At 63.8% G+C, this 21,319-nt stretch carries 17 protein-coding genes and 2 tRNA genes; 18 read left to right on the top strand and 1 reads right to left on the bottom strand.

What is annotated here, in order from left to right:
* The first annotated feature begins 170 nt into the window (after positions 1-170).
* The 3 genes from carA to greA all read left to right on the top strand — a co-directional run bounded on the left by carA (position 171) and on the right by greA (position 5,127).
* Positions 171-1,304: a glutamine-hydrolyzing carbamoyl-phosphate synthase small subunit gene (gene carA / locus ACLD02_RS15375; protein ID WP_203105794.1), complete on the top strand. Its 1,134-nt coding sequence runs from the start codon at positions 171-173 to the stop codon at positions 1,302-1,304.
* Positions 1,305-1,366: 62 nt separating this feature from the next.
* On the top strand, positions 1,367-4,585 hold the full coding sequence (carB, locus tag ACLD02_RS15370; RefSeq protein WP_410299097.1) for a carbamoyl-phosphate synthase large subunit: 3,219 nt from the start codon (positions 1,367-1,369) through the stop codon (positions 4,583-4,585).
* A 65-nt stretch (positions 4,586-4,650) separates the two neighbouring features.
* The gene (greA, locus tag ACLD02_RS15365; protein WP_161385590.1) at positions 4,651-5,127 is read left to right on the top strand and encodes a transcription elongation factor GreA; all 477 of its coding nucleotides are present in this window, start codon (positions 4,651-4,653) and stop codon (positions 5,125-5,127) included.
* Between the two features lie 145 nt (positions 5,128-5,272).
* Here greA and ACLD02_RS15360 read toward each other — a convergent pair whose 3' ends face one another.
* A complete protein-coding gene (locus ACLD02_RS15360; protein WP_161385589.1) occupies positions 5,273-5,587 on the bottom strand; it encodes a YhbY family RNA-binding protein in 315 nt (104 codons plus the stop codon).
* Between the two features lie 78 nt (positions 5,588-5,665).
* Here ACLD02_RS15360 and rlmE point away from each other — a divergent pair, with 78 nt between their 5' ends.
* From rlmE to pnp, 15 genes are all read left to right on the top strand, one after another.
* Positions 5,666-6,283 carry a 23S rRNA (uridine(2552)-2'-O)-methyltransferase RlmE gene (rlmE, locus tag ACLD02_RS15355; RefSeq protein ID WP_410299096.1) on the top strand — a complete coding sequence of 206 codons (618 nt, stop codon included), beginning with the start codon at positions 5,666-5,668 and terminating at the stop codon, positions 6,281-6,283.
* A 66-nt stretch (positions 6,284-6,349) separates the two neighbouring features.
* The gene (gene ftsH / locus ACLD02_RS15350) at positions 6,350-8,275 is read left to right on the top strand and encodes an ATP-dependent zinc metalloprotease FtsH (protein ID WP_202553116.1); all 1,926 of its coding nucleotides are present in this window, start codon (positions 6,350-6,352) and stop codon (positions 8,273-8,275) included.
* Between the two features lie 13 nt (positions 8,276-8,288).
* Positions 8,289-9,134, top strand: coding sequence for a dihydropteroate synthase (gene folP / locus ACLD02_RS15345; protein WP_410299095.1), 846 nt, complete (start codon positions 8,289-8,291; stop codon positions 9,132-9,134).
* 59 nt (positions 9,135-9,193) lie between these two features.
* Complete coding sequence (gene glmM, locus ACLD02_RS15340) at positions 9,194-10,528, top strand: phosphoglucosamine mutase (RefSeq protein WP_161385586.1); 1,335 nt, start codon at positions 9,194-9,196, stop codon at positions 10,526-10,528.
* 24 nt (positions 10,529-10,552) lie between these two features.
* Positions 10,553-11,302, top strand: coding sequence for a triose-phosphate isomerase (gene tpiA, locus ACLD02_RS15335; RefSeq protein WP_203105792.1), 750 nt, complete (start codon positions 10,553-10,555; stop codon positions 11,300-11,302).
* A gap of 3 nt (positions 11,303-11,305) precedes the next feature.
* Positions 11,306-11,776, top strand: a complete 471-nt coding sequence (gene secG / locus ACLD02_RS15330; protein ID WP_203105791.1) for a preprotein translocase subunit SecG — start codon at positions 11,306-11,308, stop codon at positions 11,774-11,776.
* Positions 11,777-11,787: 11 nt separating this feature from the next.
* A tRNA-Leu gene (locus tag ACLD02_RS15325) sits at positions 11,788-11,874 on the top strand.
* Between the two features lie 246 nt (positions 11,875-12,120).
* A tRNA-Met gene (locus ACLD02_RS15320) sits at positions 12,121-12,197 on the top strand.
* Between the two features lie 133 nt (positions 12,198-12,330).
* Positions 12,331-12,786 carry a ribosome maturation factor RimP gene (gene rimP, locus ACLD02_RS15315; RefSeq protein WP_203105790.1) on the top strand — a complete coding sequence of 152 codons (456 nt, stop codon included), beginning with the start codon at positions 12,331-12,333 and terminating at the stop codon, positions 12,784-12,786.
* A 33-nt stretch (positions 12,787-12,819) separates the two neighbouring features.
* On the top strand, positions 12,820-14,325 hold the full coding sequence (gene nusA, locus ACLD02_RS15310) for a transcription termination factor NusA (RefSeq protein WP_203105789.1): 1,506 nt from the start codon (positions 12,820-12,822) through the stop codon (positions 14,323-14,325).
* 56 nt (positions 14,326-14,381) lie between these two features.
* Entirely contained in the window at positions 14,382-17,078 is a 2,697-nt protein-coding gene (gene infB, locus ACLD02_RS15305; protein WP_203105788.1) for a translation initiation factor IF-2, read from the top strand.
* A gap of 12 nt (positions 17,079-17,090) precedes the next feature.
* A complete protein-coding gene (gene rbfA, locus ACLD02_RS15300) occupies positions 17,091-17,504 on the top strand; it encodes a 30S ribosome-binding factor RbfA (RefSeq protein WP_203105787.1) in 414 nt (137 codons plus the stop codon).
* Between the two features lie 16 nt (positions 17,505-17,520).
* Entirely contained in the window at positions 17,521-18,438 is a 918-nt protein-coding gene (truB, locus tag ACLD02_RS15295; RefSeq protein WP_203105786.1) for a tRNA pseudouridine(55) synthase TruB, read from the top strand.
* Positions 18,439-18,500: 62 nt separating this feature from the next.
* Positions 18,501-18,770, top strand: coding sequence for a 30S ribosomal protein S15 (rpsO, locus tag ACLD02_RS15290; RefSeq protein ID WP_203105785.1), 270 nt, complete (start codon positions 18,501-18,503; stop codon positions 18,768-18,770).
* 212 nt (positions 18,771-18,982) lie between these two features.
* Entirely contained in the window at positions 18,983-21,076 is a 2,094-nt protein-coding gene (gene pnp, locus ACLD02_RS15285; protein WP_203105784.1) for a polyribonucleotide nucleotidyltransferase, read from the top strand.
* The last annotated feature ends 243 nt before the right edge of the window (positions 21,077-21,319 follow it).

Here is a 21,319-nt window from a genome sequence, read left to right as displayed (position 1 = left end):
CCCAAGATGGGCGAGCGGGTGGCCGAGTGAAAAATGGGCTTCTGGCCCAAGAGCGCGTTTCATGAAAGCGAGGTGGAGCAATCCATCTCGCTTTTTTGCGAACCCCGGACGGGGTGGCGCGCGGCCCCCGCCACCGATCTCCACAAGTCCCTATCCGCCAGGAGGTTGCGTTGACGGTACCCGCCATACTAGCTCTGGAAGACGGTAGCCTCTTTCGGGGCGTCGCCATTGGCGCCACGGGTGAAACCGTGGGTGAAGTGGTGTTCAACACCGCCATGACAGGCTATCAGGAAATTCTCACCGATCCGTCCTATGCCAAGCAGATCGTGACCCTGACCTACCCGCATATTGGCAATACCGGGGTGAACCCGGAGGACGAGGAGTCCGACCGCGTCTGGGCCGCCGGCCTGGTGATCCGCGATCTGACGCTGACCGTGAGCAGTTGGCGGGCCGAGCAGTCCCTGCCGGACTACCTCAAGGCGCGTGACATCGTCGCCATCGCCGACATCGATACCCGCCGCCTGACGCGCATCCTGCGCGACAAGGGTGCTCAGAACGGCTGCATCCTGGCCGGCGACGACATCGATGAAGAGAAGGCGCTGGCCGCCGCCCGGGGCTTCCCCGGCCTCAAGGGCATGGATCTGGCCCGGGAAGTCAGCGTGCGCGACACCTATACCTGGACCGAAGGCACCTGGGACCGGCCCACCGGGCACCGGCCCGGCGGCGACCCGCGCTTCCACGTGGTGGCCTACGATTATGGCTGCAAGCGCAATATTCTGCGCATGCTCGCCGATCGCGGCTGCAAGCTCACCGTGGTGCCGGCGCAAACCCCGGCCTCGGAAGTGCTGGCGATGAACCCGGACGGCGTGTTCCTGGCCAATGGCCCCGGTGACCCGGAGCCGTGTGATTACGCCATCGCCGCGATCCGCGAGATCCTCGCCACCGGCCTGCCGGTGTTCGGCATCTGCCTGGGCCACCAGTTACTGGGGCTGGCCAGCGGCGCGCGCACCATGAAGATGAAGAACGGCCACCATGGCGCCAACCACCCGGTCAAGAACCTGGAGGACGGCACCGTGATGATCACCAGTCAGAACCACGGGTTCGCGGTGGACGCCGATACCCTGCCGGACAACGTCAAGGTGACCCATGTGTCCCTGTTCGACGGCACCCTGCAGGGCATTCACCGTACCGACGTGCCGGCGTTCAGCTTCCAGGGGCACCCGGAAGCGAGCCCAGGCCCGCACGATTGCGCGCCGTTGTTCGATCATTTCATCGAGCTGATGGAGGCCCACGGGGCCCGCTGAGAGCGTCCGGCGCCGCGCGCGCCGGACCCCTGGAAAGAATCAACGCCTGACGGTTAGCACTTATGCCCAAGAGAACCGATCTAAAGAGCATCCTCATCATCGGCGCCGGCCCCATTGTCATCGGCCAGGCCTGCGAGTTCGATTACTCCGGCGCCCAGGCCTGCAAGGCCCTGCGCGAGGAAGGCTTCCGGGTGATCCTGGTGAACTCCAACCCGGCCACCATCATGACCGACCCGGCGATGGCGGATGCCACCTACATCGAACCCATCACCTGGGAAACGGTGGCCAGGATCATCGAGAAGGAGCGCCCGGACGCGCTGCTGCCCACCATGGGTGGCCAGACCGCGCTCAACTGCGCCCTGGATCTGGAGCGCCACGGCGTGCTCGCCAAATTCAACGTCGAGATGATCGGCGCCAACGCCGACACCATCGACAAGGCCGAGAACCGTGATCGCTTCGACAAGGCGATGCGGAACATCGGCCTGGAATGCCCGCGCGCCAAGGTGGCCCGCACCATGGAACAGGCCTGGGAAATCCAGGCCGAGCTGGGCTTCCCCACCATCATCCGGCCATCGTTCACCATGGGCGGCTCCGGTGGTGGCGTGGCTTACAACAAGGAAGAGTTCGAGGAAATCTGCGGTCGCGGGTTCGAGCTCTCTCCCACCCATGAGCTGCTGATCGACGAGTCGCTGCTGGGTTGGAAGGAATACGAGATGGAGGTCGTTCGCGACAAGAACGACAACTGCATCATCGTCTGCGCCATCGAGAACTTCGACCCCATGGGCGTGCACACCGGTGACTCCATCACCGTGGCCCCGGCGCAAACGCTCACCGACAAGGAATACCAGGTGATGCGTGATGCCTCCCTGGCGGTGCTGCGCGAAATCGGCGTGGAAACCGGCGGCTCCAACGTGCAGTTCGGCATGTGCCCGGACACCGGCCGCATGGTGGTGATCGAGATGAACCCGCGGGTGTCTCGCTCCTCGGCGCTGGCCTCCAAGGCCACCGGCTTCCCGATCGCCAAGGTGGCCGCCAAGCTGGCGGTGGGCTACACCCTGGACGAGCTGCAGAACGAGATCACCGGCGGTGCCACCCCGGCCTCCTTCGAGCCGTCCATCGATTACGTGGTCACCAAGATCCCGCGCTTCAACTTCGAGAAGTTCGCCGCCGCCGATCCGGTGCTGACCACACAGATGAAATCCGTCGGCGAGGTGATGGCCATCGGCCGTAACCTGCAGGAATCCCTGCACAAGGCACTGCGTGGCCTGGAAACCGATTCCGTGGGCTTCGACCCGAACGTGGATCTGGACGCGCCGGATGCCCGGGAAGTGATCGCCCGCCAACTTTCCACGCCGGGCCCGGAGCGCATCTGGATCGTCGGTGACGCCTTCCGTGCCGGTATGACCGTGGACGAGGTGTTCCAGATTTCGCAGATCGACCGCTGGTTCCTGGTGCAGATCGAGGATCTCATCAAGGAAGAGGCCGCGGTGGCCGCCGGTGTTTTCAGCGATCTTACCAAGGCTCGCCTATACGGGCTTAAGCGCAAGGGCTTTTCCGATGCCCGCCTGGCGCAGTTGCTGGGCGTGAAAGAGCAGGATGTGCGCAGCCGTCGCCGCGAACTGGGCGTGCAGCCGGTGTTCAAGCGCGTTGATACCTGCGCCGCGGAGTTCCCCACCGCCACCGCCTACATGTACTCCAGCTACGACGAGGAGTGTGAGGCGAACGTCTCCGACCGCGACAAGATCATGGTGATCGGCGGCGGCCCCAACCGCATCGGGCAGGGCATCGAGTTCGATTACTGTTGCGTGCACGCCGCCTTCGCCATGAAGGATGACGGTTACGAGACCATCATGGTCAACTGCAACCCGGAGACCGTGTCCACGGACTACGACACTTCCGACCGGTTGTATTTCGAGCCGGTTACCCTGGAAGACGTGCTGGCCATCGTCGACAAGGAAAAACCCAAGGGCGTTATCGTCCAGTACGGCGGTCAGACGCCGCTCAAGCTGGCCCGCGAACTGCAGGCGTTCGGCGTGCCGATCATCGGCACCAGCCCGGACGCCATCGACGAGGCCGAGGACCGCGAACGCTTCCAGCAGATGGTCAACAAGCTCGGCCTCAAGCAGCCGCCGAACCGTACCGCTCGCTCCCTGGACGAGGGCCTGCGGCTGGCCGCCGAGATCGGCTACCCGCTGGTGGTGCGGCCTTCCTACGTGCTCGGTGGCCGGGCCATGGAGATCGTCTATAACGAGGCGGAACTGCGCAGCTACATGAACAACGCGGTGAGCGTGTCCAACGATTCACCGGTGCTGCTGGACCGCTTCCTGGACGACGCCATCGAGGTGGACGTGGACGCCATCTGCGACGGCAAGCAGGTGGTGATCGGCGGCATCATGCAGCACATCGAACAGGCCGGCGTGCATTCCGGCGACTCGGCCTGTTCCCTGCCGCCGTACTCCCTGGACACGGCTGTGCAGGACGTGATGCGCGAACAGGCCGCCGCCATGGCCCTGGAGCTGGGCGTGATCGGCTTGATGAACGTGCAGTTCGCGGTCAAGGGCGACGAAGTCTATGTGCTGGAAGTGAACCCGCGTGCCTCGCGCACGGTCCCCTATGTGTCCAAGTGCATCGGCGTGTCCCTGGCCAAGGTGGCGGCGCGCTGCATGGCCGGCACCTCGCTGGCCGAGCAGGGGTTCACCGAGGAGGTGGCGCCGCGTCACTACTTCGTCAAGGAGGCGGTGTTCCCGTTCGCCAAGTTCCCGAAGGTGGACCCGATCCTCGGCCCGGAAATGAAATCCACCGGTGAGGTGATGGGGGTCGGCGAAACCTTCGCCGAGGCGTTCGGCAAGGCGTCCCTGGGCGCCGGTGAGCGTCTTCCGGAGGGCGGCACCGCCTTTATTTCCGTGCGCGACGCCGACAAGGCCGCCGCCGTGGAAGTAGCGCGCTCGCTGATCAGCCATGGCTTCGAGTTGGTGGCCACGCGCGGTACCGCCGCTCACCTGGCCGAGGCCGGGCTGGCGGTGAAGGCGGTGAACAAGGTGCTGGAGGGGCGTCCGCACATCGTCGACATGATCAAGAACGACGGCGTGGACCTGATCGTGAACACCACCGAGGGCAAGCAGGCGATCCGCGACTCGTTCGCCATCCGCCGCTCCGCCCTGCAGCACAAGGTGTTCTACACCACCACCATCACCGCGGCCTACGCGGTCTGCCAGGCGATGGCCATCAGCGGTGAGCCGCGGGTGCGTCGTCTGCAGGACCTGCACGCCGATATGCACTGACCGTTGCCGTCCCGAGGGCCGTTTCCTTCGGGGCGGCCCCAAGGACGACAAAAGAGGTTAATCCTATGCAACGCTTTCCCATGACGGTGGCCGGCGCCGACGCGCTTCGCCGCGAGCTGGAGCGGCTCAAGAGGGAAGACCGGCCGCGCATCTCCGCGGCCATCGCCGAGGCCCGTGAACACGGTGATCTGAAGGAAAACGCTGAGTACCACGCCGCCCGCGAACAGCAGGGCTTCTGCGAAGGCCGTATCCAGGACATCGAGAGCAAGCTCTCCAATGCCCAGATCATCGACATCACCAGTATCCAGAATACTGGCAAGGTGATTTTCGGCGTTACCATCACCATCGTCGACGTGGACACCGACGAGGAGAAGGTCTACCAGATCGTCGGTGACGACGAGGCCGACATCAAGAACGGCAAGCTGAGCGTCAATTCACCCATCGCCCGGGGCCTGATCGGTCGCGAGGAAGGTGATGTGGTGCAGATCGAGACCCCGGGCGGGGTCAAGGAATACGAAGTGGACAAGGTGGAGCATCTCTGAGGCTGGACGCTGGACGCCGGACGCTGAGAACCCTTAACCGGATAGGTGCGACGTGTTTCCTGCCTGCATCGAGCTGAACCTTTCAGGCAAACACGCCAATGCCATCCGCACCGGGTTGTAGCGTCCGGCGTCCAGCGTCAGGCGTCTAGCTTTCATTGGCCCGCAGGATATTGGACAGCTTCGGGTTAGGCTTGGCGGCGGCGCGGTAGAGCAGGGCGATGTTGCCGATGCGCTGCACCAGTTCGGCGCCGCTTTGCTCGCAGAGCTCGTCGATCATGCGGGCGCGGTCATCGCGGGTGGGCGCGCTGATTTTTACCTTGATCAGCTCGTGATCTTCCAGGCGGCCCTGAAGTTCTTCCAGGAAGGTTTCGCTGAGGCCCTTGTCGCCGGACAGCAGCACCGGTTTCAGGTGGTGGCCGATACGGCGCAGGCGTTTCTTGTCCAACGGGCTCAGGGGCATGATCTTCTCCAAAAACGGGGGCGCCATTCTAGAGCCGTGCGCGCCTGAAACCAACCGATCTCGACGCAGTGGTGACCGATGGCCCGATCAAAAAGCAGCCAGCGCTGGCTCAGGGAGCACTTCGACGACCATTGGGTGGCGAAGGCCCAGGCCGAGGGGTATCGCTCCCGGGCCAGCTTCAAGTTGCTGGAAATCCACGAGAAGGACAAGCTGTTCCGCCCCGGCATGCGCGTGCTGGACCTGGGGGCGGCCCCGGGCGGCTGGTCCCAGGTAGCGGCCCGCCTGGTGGGTTCACGCGGTACCGTCGTGGCCAGCGATATTCTGCCCATGGACGCCATTCCGGACGTCTCCTTCGTGCAGGGGGATTTTCGGGAACAGGATGTGTATACGCAAATAACCGCATTGCTGGGTGAGCAGAAAGTCGACCTTGTAATGTCGGACATGGCCCCCAATATGAGTGGTAATAAGGCCGTGGATTTGCCCCGCGCCATGTATCTCGCCGAACTGGCACTGGATATGGCGGTCAATGTGCTGCAACCGCGCGGGATGTTCCTGGTCAAGGTGTTCCAGGGCGAAGGGTTCGACGAGTATCGCCGCACCCTGCAAGGCGCCTTCAAGAAGGTGGTCAGCCGCAAGCCGGCGGCCAGCCGGCCGCGCTCTACCGAGGTGTACCAATTGGGGTCCATCCTGAAGTAGTGTAGAGTTGCAAGTCTGTCAGTACGCGCAATTGCGCCCAGTAAGTCGAGGTCTCCCTTGAACGACATGACCAAGAACATCGTGCTGTGGCTGGTGATCGCCGGGGTGCTTTACGTAGTCGCCTCCAGCATCAATCCGCAGCCGTCGCAGCAAATGCTGAACTACTCCTCGTTCATTCATAACGTGGAGAGCGGCAACGTGGATCAGGTGACCATCGGTGGCACCCGCATTTCCGGGCAGATGAAGGACGGTACCCGCTTCGAGACCGTCAAGCCGCAGGCCATGGACACCAACCTGATGCCCACCCTGATCCAGAACGACGTGCAGGTCACCGGTAAGGAGCCGGAGCGCCAGGGTTTCCTGACCCAGCTGTTCCTGTCGGTGCTGCCGATTCTGCTGATCCTGGCGATCTTCATCTTCTTCATGCGTCAGATGCAGGGTGGCGGCAAGGGCGGCTCCGGGCCCATGACGTTCGGCAAGTCCAAGGCCCGCCTTATGGGCGAGGACCAGATCAAGACCACTTTCGCCGACGTGGCGGGCGTGGAGGAATCCAAGGAAGAAGTGCAGGAACTGGTGGAGTTCCTGCGTGATCCGGCCAAATTCCAGCGCCTCGGCGGCAAGATTCCGCGCGGCGTGCTGATGGTGGGCTCGCCGGGTACCGGTAAAACCCTGCTCGCCAAGGCCATCGCCGGTGAGGCCAAGGTGCCGTTCTTCAGCATTTCCGGTTCCGATTTCGTGGAAATGTTCGTGGGCGTGGGCGCTTCCCGCGTGCGTGACATGTTCGATCAGGCCAAGAAGCACGCGCCGTGCATCATTTTCATCGACGAGATCGACGCCGTGGGCCGCTCCCGGGGCGCCGGCGTGGGCGGTGGTCACGATGAGCGTGAACAGACCCTCAACCAGCTTTTGGTGGAGATGGACGGTTTCGACGCCAACGACGGTATCATCGTGATCGCCGCCACCAACCGTCCGGACGTGCTCGACCCCGCGTTGCTGCGCCCCGGCCGGTTCGACCGTCAGGTCACCGTGCCGCTGCCGGACGTGCGCGGTCGCGAGCAGGTGCTCAAGGTGCACATGCGCCCGGTTCCGGTGGGCGAGGACGTGGACGCCAGCGTGCTGGCCCGTGGTACGCCCGGCTTTTCCGGCGCCGACCTGGCCAACCTGGTCAATGAGGCCGCCCTGTTCGCCGCTCGCGCCAACAAGCGCGTGGTGGGCATGGAGGAGTTCGAGAAGGCCAAGGACAAGATCCTGATGGGCTCCGAGCGTCGCTCCATGGTGATGAGCGAGAAAGAGAAGCTGAACACCGCCTATCACGAATCCGGCCACGCCATCGTCGGTCGGCTGGTGCCGGACCACGATCCGGTCTACAAGGTCAGTATCATTCCCCGTGGCCGCGCCCTGGGCGTGACCATGTACCTCCCCGAGGAGGACAAGTACTCCCAGTCCAAGCGCGCCATCGAGTCCTCGATCTGCTCGCTGTACGGCGGTCGCCTGGCCGAGGAAATGACGCTGGGCTTCGACGGGGTCACCACCGGTGCCTCCAACGATATTGAGCGCGCCACCAAGATGGCCCGTGCCATGGTCACCAAATGGGGCCTGAGCGAGAAGATGGGGCCGCTGGCCTACGAGGAAGACGAAGGCGAGGTGTTCCTCGGTAAGCAGATGTCGCAGCGCAAGCACGTCTCCGAGCAGACCGCCGAGGAGATCGACCGCGAAGTGCGTGCCATCATCGATAGCTGCTACCAGCGGGCCAAGCAGATCCTGGAGGACAACCGGGACAAGCTCGACCTGATGGCCGAGGCGCTGATGCAGTACGAGACCATCGATGCCGATCAGATCGACGACATCATGGCTGGCCACAAACCCCGTCCGCCCCGTGACTGGCGCGACCAGGGCCCGGGTGGCAGCGGCGCTTCCTCCAAGGGCGACGAAAGCACCGGTGACGCCAAGCCCGGCGACGACGCCATCGGCGGTCCGGCGAACACGCACTGACGACCGGGCTTCAATGACGACAACCAGCCTGACCTGTGGGGCGCGGACACTGAATTTGTCCGCGCCCCTCGTTATGGGGGTCCTCAATGTGACCCCGGATTCCTTTTCCGACGGCGGCCGCTATACCTCGCGGGACGCAGCCCTGCGCCAGGCGGAACGCCTGCTGGCGGACGGGGCGGCGATCATCGACGTGGGCGGTGAATCCACCCGCCCCGGGGCCGAGCCGGTCTCCGAGCAGGAAGAACTGGACCGCGTGATTCCGGTGGTGGAAGCGCTCACCCGGGAGCTGGATGCCCTGGTGTCCGTGGACACCAGTACCCCGGCGGTGATCCGCGATTGCGCCGCCGCCGGCGCCGGTCTGATCAACGACGTGCGCTCCCTGCGCCGTCCCGGCGCCCTCGAGGCTGCCGCCGCCACCGGTTTGCCGGTATGTGTCATGCACATGCGTGGTGAACCCGGCAATATGCAGGACGATCCCCGCTACCAGGATGTCACCGCCGAGGTGATCGCCTTTTTGCGCGAGCGGGTGGAGGCCTGCGTGGCCGCTGGTATTGCCCGTGACAAGCTGCTGGTGGACCCGGGGTTCGGGTTCGCCAAGACCCTGGAGCATAATTTGCGCCTGTTGGCCGAGCTCGAGCAGCTTCGTGTCCTGGATCTGCCCATCCTGGTGGGCCTGTCGCGCAAGGGCATGATCGGCAAGGTGCTGGACCGTCCCGTGGACGAGCGCATGCCGGGTTCGGTGGCGGCGGCGGTACTGTGCGTGGAACGGGGCGCGATGATCGTGCGCGCCCATGACGTCAAGGCCACTTTGGACGGCGTGCGTTTCGCCCACGCCGTGAACCAATATAAGAAACGCTGAACGCGGCCCGGCGGCGACGCGCGCCGGACGCGGGAAACCCCTGGCAGAGGAGGCAAGGGATGAGTCGCAAGTATTTTGGAACCGATGGCATTCGCGGCACGGTTGGGGAGCCGCCGATCACGCCGGATTTCGTGCTCAAGCTGGGCTGGGCCGCGGGCCGGGTGCTGGCCGCCCGGGGCAGCAGCAAGATTCTGATTGGCAAGGACACCCGCATCTCCGGCTATATGTTCGAGTCGGCCCTGGAAGCCGGTATTTCCGCCGCCGGCGTGGATGTTCGCCTGCTCGGCCCGATGCCCACTCCGGCCATCGCCTACCTCACGCGCACCCTGCATGCCCAGGCGGGCATCGTGATTTCCGCGTCGCACAATGCCTATACCGATAACGGCATCAAGTTCTTTGGTGACGATGGGCGCAAACTCAGCGATCAGATCGAAGCGGACATCGAGCGCATGCTCGACGAGCCGATATCGGTGGTGCCCACCGACAAGCTTGGTAAGGTGCGGCGGATCGATGATGCCCGTGGGCGTTACATCGAGTTTTGCAAAAGCACCGCGCCGGGGCTGAACCTGGGCGGGCTCAAGATCGTGGTGGATACCGCCAACGGCGCCGCCTACCACATTACGCCGGATGTGCTTGAGGAGCTGGGCGCCGAGGTGGTGCCCATGGCCAACAAGCCGGACGGCTTCAATATCAACCGTGACTGCGGTTCCACCAACCCGGATGCACTGCGCCGCCAGGTGGTGGAAGAGGGCGCGGATCTGGGGCTGGCCCTGGACGGCGATGCCGATCGCCTGATCATGGTGGATGACCGGGGCCAGGTGGTGGATGGTGATCAATTGCTGTACATCATCGCCCGTGACCGCCACCGGCGCGGCCGCCTGGAGGGCGGGGTGGTCGGCACGCTGATGTCCAATCTGGGGCTTGAGCTGGCGCTGCGCGCCCGGGATATCCCGTTCGTTCGCGCCAAGGTGGGCGACCGCTACGTCATGGAACAACTGGACCAGCGTGGCTGGCTGCTGGGAGGCGAATCCTCCGGGCACCTGGTCTGTCTGGACCGTACCTCCACCGGGGATGGAACCGTGGCGGCCCTGCAGGTGCTCGATGCCTTGCGGCGCGAGGGGCGCGGTCTGCGCGAGGCGGTCACCGAGGCGCCGCTGTTGCCGCAGACGCTGATCAATGTACGTGGCGCTCACCGTGATCGCTATCAGGATGACGATGGGCTGCGCGCGGCGCTGGGCGAAGTGGAGGCGGAGCTGGGCGATAATGGCCGGGTGCTGTTGCGCCCCTCCGGTACCGAACCCCTGGTGCGGGTGATGGTGGAGGGCAAGGACGCCGACCAGGTGGAACGGCTGTGCCGGCGCCTGGCGGACGCGGTGGAAACGGCGATTGCCTGAGATCGGTTTTAAGAGGGTCGACCCATGACAAGAACACCGCTGGTGGCGGGCAACTGGAAGATGAATGGCCGGCTGGCGCTGGTCGAAGAGGTCGCCGCCGCTCTGCGCGGCGTCATGACCGAGGGCGTGGAAGCGGCGCTGTGCCCGCCTTTCCCGTACCTGGCGGCACTGCGCCGGGCACTGGACGGCAGCGGCATCATGCTTGGCGCCCAGGATCTCTGTGATCATGAGGACGGTGCTTTCACCGGTGAAGTCTCCGCGGAAATGCTCAAGGAGCTGGGCTGCGTGTACGTCATCGTCGGCCATTCCGAGCGCCGCGAGCTGTATGGCGAGGACGATGACCGGGTAGCCAGCAAGTTCCTGCGCGCGCAACAGGCCGGGCTCACTCCGATCCTGTGCGTGGGCGAGACTCTGCGCGAGCGGGAGGCGGAGCAGACCGAGCAGGTGGTGGTGCGGCAATTGATGGCGGTGGTGGAGGCCGCCGGCGTGGGCGCTCTGGCCGGGGCGGTGGTGGCCTATGAGCCGGTCTGGGCGATTGGTACCGGCCTTACCGCGACGCCTGAACAGGCCCAGGAAGTGCACGCCCGGCTGCGTGCCGCGGTGGCCGATCTGGACGCCGGGGTGGCCGCCGGCCTGAGGCTCCTTTACGGCGGCAGTGTAAAGGCGGATAATGCCGCCCCTCTATTTGCTCAGCCGGATATCGACGGTGGTCTGATCGGCGGGGCCTCATTGAAAGCAGAACAATTTATCGCCATTTGTCGGGCGGCAGGTTGATTTATGGATATTGTGCTTCATGTAGTGCACGTGCTTGCGGCATTGGGTCTTATTGGCCTGATTCTGATCCAGCACGGCAAGGGCGCCGACGCCGGCGCCTCCTTTGGTGGCGGCGGTTCGCAAACCGTGTTCGGCAGTGCCGGCTCCGCCAACTTCCTGACCCGCTCCACGGCGGTGCTCGCGGTGGTGTTCTTTATCACCAGCCTGGGCCTGGCCTGGATGGCCCGCCAGGAAGCCACGGGTGGCGGCAGTATTCTGCCGGCGCTGGAATCCGTGGACGAGCAGGACGTGCCGGCCATGGATCAGAGCGGTGCCGAGGTGCCGTCCACGGACGCTCCGGCCGCCAGTGACGTGCCCGGTGGCGACGTGCCGGCGATGGATTCGCCCGAATCCGAAAAAGAGTCTTTAGATGTGCCGGCGGCTGAGTTAGAATCCCCGGCCCCGGATGAGACCACGTCTCAGCCGGAGCAGTAAGCGAGTTCTTTGCCGAAGTGGTGGAATTGGTAGACACGCTATCTTGAGGGGGTAGTGACCTTACGGTCGTGCCGGTTCAAGTCCGGCCTTCGGCACCAAAATAAGGTTGGGTTCCTGGCGGAGCCCGCTTGTGATTCTTGGCCGCACTGCCGGCCAACGCCGAGACGCGGCGGGCGGTATCCCCGCCGCTGCGTTGGCGCGGGAAGCGGGGCTTCCCGCCCAGCCTTCGGCAGCAAATGTGGAAGGGTTTTGCACTCGTTAAGGTTCGGAAAAATAAATACTTTTTTCTCGAATCGGATTGACAAGGCCCGCGCGAATCCTTAGTATTTGCGCTCGATTTCAAGTGCGGGGTGGAGCAGTCTGGTAGCTCGTCGGGCTCATAACCCGAAGGTCGTAGGTTCAAATCCTGCCCCCGCTACCACTTGTCGGAGCCGATCCCGGTTCCGTAGAACAAAAAGCCCCTCTAGAGGGGCTTTTTGCTATCCACAACCGGGGTCGCTAGTGGGAATGGGCGTTATGCCCATTTTTTGTTTGTGGCGCCGGAAAAGAGGCACATGTCAAAACGCACTGAACAACTCAAGGAGCTGCTGGCTCCGCTGGTCGAGGACCTGGGTTATACGCTCTGGGGCGTGCAATACCTCCAGGGGCGCAGTGCCGTGTTGCGTCTTTTTATCGACCACGACGAAGGCATCACCGTTGATGATTGCGTACGGGTGAGCCATGAGGTCAGCGGCCTGTTGGACGTGGAAGACCCGATTCCCGGTGAATACAACCTGGAAGTGTCTTCCCCGGGCATGGACCGTCCCCTCTTCGAACTTTCCCAATTCGACCGTTACCTGGGCGAGGACGTGCAGCTCAAGCTGCTGGCTCCGGTGGCGGGCAAGCGTAAAATGACGGCGACCCTGGTTGCCGTGGATGGCGATACGCTGGTGGTGACGCTTGACGGCGACACCCTGCGTGTTCCCTACAGTCAGGTGGACCGCGCCCGATTGCAGCCCCGCTTCGATTGAGCGCGCCCCGGAGACATAGGTAAAGGCCTGGCCATGAACAAAGAGATCCTGCTGGTAGCGGAAACCGTTTCCAACGAGAAAGGCGTCAGCCGCGATGTAATTTTCGAGGCCATCGAATCGGCCCTGGCGGCGGCGACCAAGAAACGGTTCAAGGAAGAAGACGTGGAAATCCGCGTGGAAATCGATCGCGTCAGCGGCGATTACCGCACCTTCCGCGTCTGGCACGTGGTACCCGACGAAGAGCTGTTCGAGTTCGGGCGCCAACTGACTTTGGATGAGGCCCACGAGCAGGATAAGAGCCTCCGGATCGGCGACACCTACGAAGAGGAAGTCGAATCCGAGGCGTTCGGCCGCATCGCCGCCCAGACCGCCAAGCAGGTGATCGTGCAGAAGGTGCGCGAAGCCGAGCGCCGGCAGATCATCGAGGAATATCGTGATCGCATCGGCGAACTGATCAGCGGCGTGGTCAAGAAGTCCAGCCGTGACGCCATCGTGCTCGACCTGGGCGGCAACGCCGAGGCGCTGATCACCCGCGAGCACATGATTACCCGCGAAAGCGTGCGCCAGAACGACCGGCTGCGCGCCTATCTGCTGGGCGTCAACGAGGAGAACCGGGGCCCGCAGTTGTTCGCCAGCCGCGCCTGCCCGGAAATGCTCATCGAGCTGTTCAAGATCGAAGTGCCGGAGATCGGCGAGGAGCTCATCGAGATCAAGGGCGCCGCCCGTGATCCGGGTTCCCGCGCCAAGATCGCGGTGAAGACCAACGACCAGCGCATCGATCCGGTGGGCGCCTGCGTCGGCATGCGCGGCGCGCGCGTGCAGGCGGTGTCCAACGAACTGGCCGGCGAGCGCATCGACATCGTCCTGTGGGACGACAATCCGGCGCAACTGGTAATCAACGCCATGCAGCCGGCGGAAGTGGCCTCCATCGTCGTCGATGAGGAAAGCCACACCATGGACATCGCGGTGGAAGACGAATCCGCCCTGGCCCAGGCCATCGGCCGCAGCGGCCAGAATATCCGTCTCGCTTCCGAGCTGACCGGCTGGGAACTGAACGTGATGACCATTGACGAGGCGGAGAACAAGCAGCAGCAAGAGGCCGAACAGGCCCTGGAAACCTTCATGGAGTTCCTCGACGTGGACGAGGACGTGGCCGCCGTGCTGGTGGAGGAAGGTTTCTCCTCCCTTGAGGAAGTGGCTTACGTGCCCACCGAGGAGATGCTGGCCATCGAGGGTTTTGACGAGGATATCGTCGAAGCGCTGCGCCAGCGCGCCAAGGATGCGCTGTTGACCCGGGCCCTGGTGTCCGAGGAAAAATTCGAACAGGCCGAACCCGCCGACGATCTGCTGAACATGGACGGCATGGACCGTGACCTGGCGGTGGAGATGGCCTCCAAAGGCATCGTCACCATGGAAGACCTTGCCGAACAAGCGGTGGATGACCTGCTCGACATCGAAGGGATGGACGAAGAGCGCGCGGCCCAGTTGATCATGACCGCTCGCGCCCCCTGGTTCGAAGGTGAGGAAGCCGGCGAGTAACCTCCGTCGGAGAAAGCAGGGCGTCACCAAGAAGCGGACAGGAGAGTGTTGCTGACATGGCAGAAACGACCGTAAAAAAACTGGCCGACGTGGTTGGCATTCCGGTGGATACACTGCTTACGCAGATGAAGGAAGCCGGGCTGCCGCACACCGACGCTGGTGATGGGGTCTCCGATGAACAAAAGCAGCAGCTGCTCGCGCATCTGCGCAAGTCCCATGGTGCCCAGTCGTCGGAGCCCAGCAAGATCACCCTGAAGCGTCGTTCCACGAGCACCATCAAGACCACCGGCGCGGCGGGCAAGGCCAAGACCGTGAATGTGGAAGTGCGCAAGAAGCGGACCTATGTGAAGCGCGCGGCGATCGAGGAAGAAGAGCGCCTGGAAGCCGAGCGCAAGGCCGCCGAGGAAGAAGCGGCGCGCCTGGCCGAGGAAGAAGCGAAGCGCAAGGCCGAGGAAGAAGAGGCCAGGCGCAAGGCGGAGGAAGAAGAAGCCCTGCGTCGCGAGCAGGAAGCCAAGGCCCGCGCCGAGGAAGAGCGCAAGGCCGAGGAAGAAAAGGCTTCCCAGGAAAAAGCCAAGCGTGCCAGCGTGCCCAAGACCGGCAAGAAGGCGCAGAAGGAAGAAACCGAGGAAGAACGCAAGCAGCGTGAGGCCGAGGAGCGCAAGCAGCGCGAAGCCGAGGAAGCACGCCGCAAGCAGGAAGCCGAGCAGCGCCAGAAAGCCGAGGAAGAGGCCGCCCGGCGCACCGCCGAGGAAGCCAAGCGTATCGCCGAGGAGCTGGAGAAGCGCGGCGGCGAACAGGAACAGGAAAAGAGCGACGAGGAAGAAGAGAAAGGCTCGTCCATTGTTCGCGACGCCGTGGAAGCCGGCTACCGTACCGAGGAGCGGCAATCCCGCCGTCGCCGCCGCAAGCCCCGCGGTGGTGGCGTGGCCCACGGCCAGATGCGCAGCTCCATGAACAAACAGCACGGGTTCAAGAGCCCCACGGAGAAAATGGTATACGACGTCGAGATTCCCGAGACCATCACCGTGGCCGAGCTGGCTCAGCGCATGAACATCAAGTCCAAGGAACTCATCAAGGCGATGATGAAGATGGGCGAGATGGCCACCGTGAACCAGTACATCGACCAGGAAACGGCGGTACTGCTCACCGAGGAAATGGGCCATACGCCGAAGCCGGTGAAAGGCGAGGAAGAAGCCCTGGAAGACGATCTGGCCAACCTGGCGGACTACAGCGGCGTGGATGAAGTGCCGCGCGCCCCGGTGGTGACCATCATGGGCCACGTGGACCACGGCAAGACCTCGCTGCTGGATTACATCCGCAAGGCCAAGGTGGCCGCCGGCGAGGCCGGGGGCATCACCCAGCACATCGGTGCCTACCATGTGCAGCTTGACAAGGGCATGATCACCTTCCTGGATACCCCGGGCCACGCCGCCTTCACGGCGATGCGCGCGCGCGGTGCCAAGGCCACCGACATCGCCATCATCGTGGTGGCCGCCGACGACGGTGTGATGCCGCAGACCGAGGAGGCGATCAACCACGCCAAGGCGGCCGGTATTCCCCTGATCATCGCGGTCAACAAGATCGACAAGGAAAGCGCTGATCCGGACCGGGTCAAGAATGAACTGGCCGGCAAGGACGTGATCCCCGAGGAATGGGGCGGTGAGTATCAGTTCGTTAACGTGTCCGCGCACAGCGGCCAGGGTGTCGACGATCTGCTCGAAGCGGTGCTGCTGCAGGCGGAACTGCTGGAGCTCAAGGCGCCGGATTCAGGCCCGGCCAGCGGCGTGGTGATCGAGTCCCGCGTCGAGAAAGGCCGTGGCACCGTGGCGTCCGTGCTGATCCAATCCGGTGAGCTTAATGTCGGCGACATGCTGCTGGCCGGCGCGCACTATGGTCGTGTCCGGGCGTTGGTCGACGAAAACGGTCAACCGGTCAAAAAAGCCGGCCCCTCCATTCCCGTGGAGGTGCTGGGTCTGGACGGCGCGCCGGAAGCCGGCGAGCAGATCCAGGTGGTGCCGGACGAGAAGAAAGCCCGCGAAGTGGCGGAATTCCGGCAGGATCGCGACCGCGACGTCAAGCTCAAGCGTCAGCAGGCCTCCAAGCTGGAGAACCTGTTCGAGAACATGGGCAGCGCCGAGGCCAGCCAGGTCAATATCGTGCTCAAGACCGACGTGCGCGGCTCCCTGGAAGCACTGATCGGCGCGCTCAACGACCTGTCCACCGACGAAGTGAAGGTGAGCCTGGTGTCCGCCGGCGTGGGCGCGATCAACGAATCCGACGTCAACCTGGCGATGACCAGCGAGGCGGTACTGCTCGGCTTCAACGTGCGTGCCGACAGCAAGGCCAAGAAGCTGTGCGAGCAGGAAGGCATCGACCTGCGCTACTACAGCGTGATCTACGAGCTGATCGACGACGTCAAACAGGCCATGAGCGGTCTGCTGGCGCCGGAGAAACGCGAGGAGATCCTCGGTGTCGCCGAGGTGCGGGATGTGTTCCGCTCCTCCAAGTTCGGCGCCGTGGCCGGCTGCATGGTGGTGGAGGGTACCCTCTACCGGAACCGCCCGATCCGCGTGCTGCGCGACGACGTGGTGGTCTTCGAGGGCGAGCTGGAATCCCTGCGCCGCTTTAAGGACGATGTCCAGGAAGTTCGCAGCGGTATCGAGTGTGGCATCGCCGTGAAGAGCTACAACGACGTCAAGGAAGGCGACAAGATCGAGGTGTTCGAAGTGAAGGAGGTGGCGCGCAGCCTGTAGGCGCGCCCAGCCATGAGCCGTCATCGTCGCCCCAGTGGTTTTCAGCGCACCGACCGTGTCGCCGACCAGATCCAGCGCGAGCTGTCCCGGGTGCTTCAGTTTGAACTGAAGGACCCGCGGGTCGGGCTGGTGACGGTGCAGGACGTGACCGTGGCCCGGGATCTGGCCTTCGCCGACGTGTATTTCACGCTGCTTGGCGAGGGCGAGGACGCCGGCCTGGAGGCGGAGCAGGTGCTGTCCGGCGCCGCCGGCTTCCTGCGCACGGCGCTGGCCCAGACGCTGAACACCCGCATCACGCCGCGCCTGCGGTTTCACTACGACAAGACCCCGGAGCGGGCGTCGGAGCTGTCCAAGCTGATCGACGAAGCTCGCGCCGAGGACCGGGAATTGCGCCCGGAAGACGACACCAACCCCGATAACGATTGATCACGGAGCAAGAACAGTGGGAAGACGGCGCCGTGGAGGTCGTAATCTCAATGGCATTCTGTTGCTCGACAAGAGCCAGGGCGTAACCAGCAATGGTGCCCTGCAGATGGCCAAGAAGATGTTCGCCGCCGCGAAGGCCGGCCATACCGGGAGCCTGGACCCTCTGGCCACCGGCATGTTGCCGATCTGTTTCGGCGAGGCGACCAAGTTCAGTCAGTTTCTGCTCGACGCGGACAAGCGTTACCAGGTCACCGCCCAATTGGGCGTGAGCACGGAAACCGGCGACGCCGACGGCGAGGTTCGCGAAACCCGGCCGGTGGAGGTCACCGAGGCCCGGGTGCTGGAAGCGCTGGATCGTTTCCTGGGCGAGATCGAGCAGGTGCCGAGCATGTACTCGGCGATCAAGCACAACGGCACGCCGCTCTACAAACTGGCCCGCGAGGGCATCACCGTGGAGCGCAAGCCGCGCCGGGTCACGATTCACGAGATCAGTGACGCGCGCCTGGAAGAGGGCGACCGGGTCAGTTTCGAGGTGGCCTGTTCCAAGGGCACCTATGTGCGCTCCCTGGTCGAGGACCTGGGCGAGATGCTCGGTTGCGGCGCCCATGTGGCGGCTCTGCGGCGGCTGTCCGCCGGCCCTTACCCGGCGGAGCGCATGCTGACCCTGGAGCAGCTTGGCGAAATCAAGGCCGCCGGTGGCTTCGAGGCGATTGATGAATTGCTCTTGCCTTTATCCACCAGCGTGGCAGACTGGCCGCGCGTTGCCTTGGGCGAGACCTCGGCGTATTACCTGCGTCAGGGGCAGCCGGTGATGACCAGTGACCGGCCGCTGGACGGCTGGGTCAGTATTTATGAAGCTTCCACGGACACCTTCATGGGTGTCGGTGAAGTACTGGAGGACGGGCGGATCGCCCCTCGTCGTCTGGTTTCCTGAAGGCGGCGGCTGTAAATATGCACGGCCGACCGTGACATGAACTGCATATTGGAGCAATGATCATGGCTTTGACCAACGAGCAAAAAGCACAAATCCTGAAGGACTTCGGCCTCAAAGAAGGCGATACCGGTTCCCCGGAAGTTCAGATCGCCCTGCTGACCGAGAACATCAACCAGCTGCAAGGTCACTTCAAGGATCACCACAAGGATCACCACAGCCGTCGCGGCCTGATCCGCATGGTAAACCAGCGCCGTAAGCTGCTGGACTACCTGGCTGGCAAGAACCGCGATCGCTACCTGAAGCTGATCGAGCGTCTGGGCCTGCGCCGCTAAGCGAGCCCCTGACCTTGGTGACATTGGAAGCTCGGCCCCGTGCCGGGCTTCCTTTGTTTCTGGGTGGTGGTTTTCTGGCCGCTAAAAGGCTTCGGTGCCGGCCAGCGCCGGGTTATGATGCCCCGGCATGTAACGGAAAGCATGAGCGATAGCGACGAGAGAGCAACGTCGCGCAGTCGAAGAAAAGAGACGACGAAACGAAGAGAAGCGATATGTTCAATATAGTGCGCAAGGAAATTCAATACGGCGACCACAACGTGGTGCTGGAAACGGGGCGCATCGCCCGCCAGGCCACCGCCGCCGTGATGGTGACCATTGGTGAAACCCAGGTACTGGTCACCGTGGTTGGCAAGAAAGAAGCGGATCCGAACAAGCCGTTCTTCCCCCTGACCGTGAACTACCAGGAAAAGACCTACTCCACCGGGCGCATTCCCGGGGGCTTCCTCAAGCGCGAAGGCCGGCCCAGCGAGAAAGAAACCCTCACCTGCCGCCTGATCGACCGGCCGATCCGCCCGCTGTTCCCGAAAGGCTTCATGAATGAAGTCCAGGTGGTGGCCACGGTGATGTCCTCCGACAAGAACCAGGACCCGGATATCGCCGCCATGATCGGCACCTCCGCCGCCCTGGCGATCTCCGGCATTCCGTTCAACGGCCCCATCGGCGCCGCTCGCGTGGGCTTCAAGGACGGTTTCTACCTGCTCAACCCGAGCTACTCCGAGCTGGAAGCCTCCAACCTGAATCTGGTGGTGGCCGGCACCGAAGCCGCCGTGCTGATGGTGGAGTCCGAAGCCGAGGAACTCAGCGAAGACCAGATGCTGGGCGCCGTGCTGTTCGGCCACCAGGAAATGCAGGCCCTGATCGAGGGTATCAAGGCGTTCGCCGCCGAGGTGGGCACCCCCGCCTGGGACTGGCAGCCGGCCCCGGAAAACACCGAGCTGAAGTCGGTGATTCAGAGCAAATACCAGGCCCCGCTGGCCGAGGCCTACACCATCACCGACAAGATGTCCCGTCAGCAGAAAGTCGGCGAGCTGCGTGATGCCTGCGTGGCCGAGTTCGCCACCGAGCAGGACGGCGCGCCGGAAGCCGGCGAAGTGAAGGACCTGTTCGGCAAGATCGAGAAGAGCGTGGTCCGCGAAGCGGTGGTGTCCGGCAAGCCGCGTATCGACGGCCGTGCCCTGAACGCCGTGCGTCCCATCGATTGCCAGGTGGGCGTGCTCAACAAGACCCACGGTTCCGCCCTGTTCACCCGTGGCGAGACCCAGGCCATCGTCACCGCCACCCTGGGCGGCATGCGCGATGCCCAGCTGATCGACGCGCTGGAAGGGGCCCGTCAGGACCACTTCATGCTGCAGTACAACTTCCCTCCGTACTGCGTCGGCGAGACCGGCATGATCGGCTCTCCCAAGCGTCGTGAGATCGGCCATGGCCGTCTCGCCCGCCGTGGCGTGGAAGCGGTGGTGCCCAACGAGCAGGACTTCCCGTACACCATTCGCGTGGTGTCCGAGATCACCGAATCCAACGGTTCTTCCTCCATGGCGTCCGTGTGCGGTACCTCCATGGCGCTGATGGATGCCGGCGTGCCCCTGAGCGCTCCGGTGGCCGGTATCGCCATGGGCCTGGTCAAGGAAGAAGACGGTCGCTACGCGGTGCTGTCCGACATCCTTGGCGACGAGGACCACCTCGGCGACATGGACTTCAAGGTGGCCGGCACCGAGCGCGGTGTTACCGCCCTGCAGATGGACATCAAGATCGAGGGTATCACCGAGGAAATCATGGAGAAGGCCCTGGGCCAGGCCCGCGAAGGCCGCCTCCATATCCTCGGCGAAATGAGCAAGGCGATCAGCGAATCGCGCAGCCAGGTGTCCGAGAACGCGCCCACCCTGATCACCCTGAAGATCAACCCGGAGAAAATCCGCGACGTGATCGGCAAGGGCGGCGCCACCATCCGCGCTCTCACCGAAGAGACCAAATGCACCATCGACATCGAGGACGATGGCAGCGTGAAGATCTACGGTGAAACCCGCGAAGCGGCCGCCGAGGCCCAGCGCCGGGTGGAGGAGATCACCGCCGAGGCCGAGATCGACAAGATCTACGAAGGCAAGGTGATGCGCGTGGTGGACTTCGGCGCCTTCGTGCAGATCATGCCGGGCACCGAGGGCCTGCTGCACATCTCCCAGATCGCCGAGGAGCGCGTGGAGAAGGTCACCGACTACGTCAACGAGGGCGACATCATCAAGGTGAAAGTCCTGGACGTGGACCAGCGTGGCCGCATCAAGCTGTCCATGAAGGAAGCCAAGGAAGCGTAAACGGCGCTTTCCCGGCATCCGGCTCCGCGCGAGCCGGAATAAAAAGCCCGGCCCACTTCGGTGGCGCCGGGCTTTTTTGTGGTTCATCGCGGTGGGAGCGACTTCAGTCGCGATGACGATGGCAGCGCCTATGATCGCGACTGAAGTCGCTCCTTGTGTCTCTCCACAGGGAGATGATTAGCTACCATCCCCTGTCAGCCCGGTGGCAACCCGAGTCGCTCCTGAGGTCCTTGAACCTGTGCC

The organism is Alloalcanivorax sp. C16-2 (assembly GCF_046507615.1).
In the GTDB taxonomy this organism is placed as follows: Bacteria; Pseudomonadota; Gammaproteobacteria; order Pseudomonadales; family Alcanivoracaceae; genus Alloalcanivorax; species Alloalcanivorax marinus_A.
The sequence above is the reverse complement of the archived record's forward strand: the minus strand, read 5'-3'. Positions and strand labels throughout refer to the sequence as shown.

Coding starts and splice junctions, on each gene's coding strand:
- rimP (WP_203105790.1), top strand. CDS start 12,331: ATGTCAAAACGCACTGAACAACTCAAGGAGCTGCTGGCTCCGCTGGTC.
- rlmE (WP_410299096.1), top strand. CDS start 5,666: ATGGCCCGATCAAAAAGCAGCCAGCGCTGGCTCAGGGAGCACTTCGAC.
- nusA (WP_203105789.1), top strand. CDS start 12,820: ATGAACAAAGAGATCCTGCTGGTAGCGGAAACCGTTTCCAACGAGAAA.
- rpsO (WP_203105785.1), top strand. CDS start 18,501: ATGGCTTTGACCAACGAGCAAAAAGCACAAATCCTGAAGGACTTCGGC.
- infB (WP_203105788.1), top strand. CDS start 14,382: ATGGCAGAAACGACCGTAAAAAAACTGGCCGACGTGGTTGGCATTCCG.
- pnp (WP_203105784.1), top strand. CDS start 18,983: ATGTTCAATATAGTGCGCAAGGAAATTCAATACGGCGACCACAACGTG.
- glmM (WP_161385586.1), top strand. CDS start 9,194: ATGAGTCGCAAGTATTTTGGAACCGATGGCATTCGCGGCACGGTTGGG.
- carB (WP_410299097.1), top strand. CDS start 1,367: ATGCCCAAGAGAACCGATCTAAAGAGCATCCTCATCATCGGCGCCGGC.
- folP (WP_410299095.1), top strand. CDS start 8,289: ATGACGACAACCAGCCTGACCTGTGGGGCGCGGACACTGAATTTGTCC.
- secG (WP_203105791.1), top strand. CDS start 11,306: ATGGATATTGTGCTTCATGTAGTGCACGTGCTTGCGGCATTGGGTCTT.
- tpiA (WP_203105792.1), top strand. CDS start 10,553: ATGACAAGAACACCGCTGGTGGCGGGCAACTGGAAGATGAATGGCCGG.
- greA (WP_161385590.1), top strand. CDS start 4,651: ATGCAACGCTTTCCCATGACGGTGGCCGGCGCCGACGCGCTTCGCCGC.
- ACLD02_RS15360 (WP_161385589.1), bottom strand. CDS start 5,587: ATGCCCCTGAGCCCGTTGGACAAGAAACGCCTGCGCCGTATCGGCCAC.
- rbfA (WP_203105787.1), top strand. CDS start 17,091: ATGAGCCGTCATCGTCGCCCCAGTGGTTTTCAGCGCACCGACCGTGTC.
- ftsH (WP_202553116.1), top strand. CDS start 6,350: ATGACCAAGAACATCGTGCTGTGGCTGGTGATCGCCGGGGTGCTTTAC.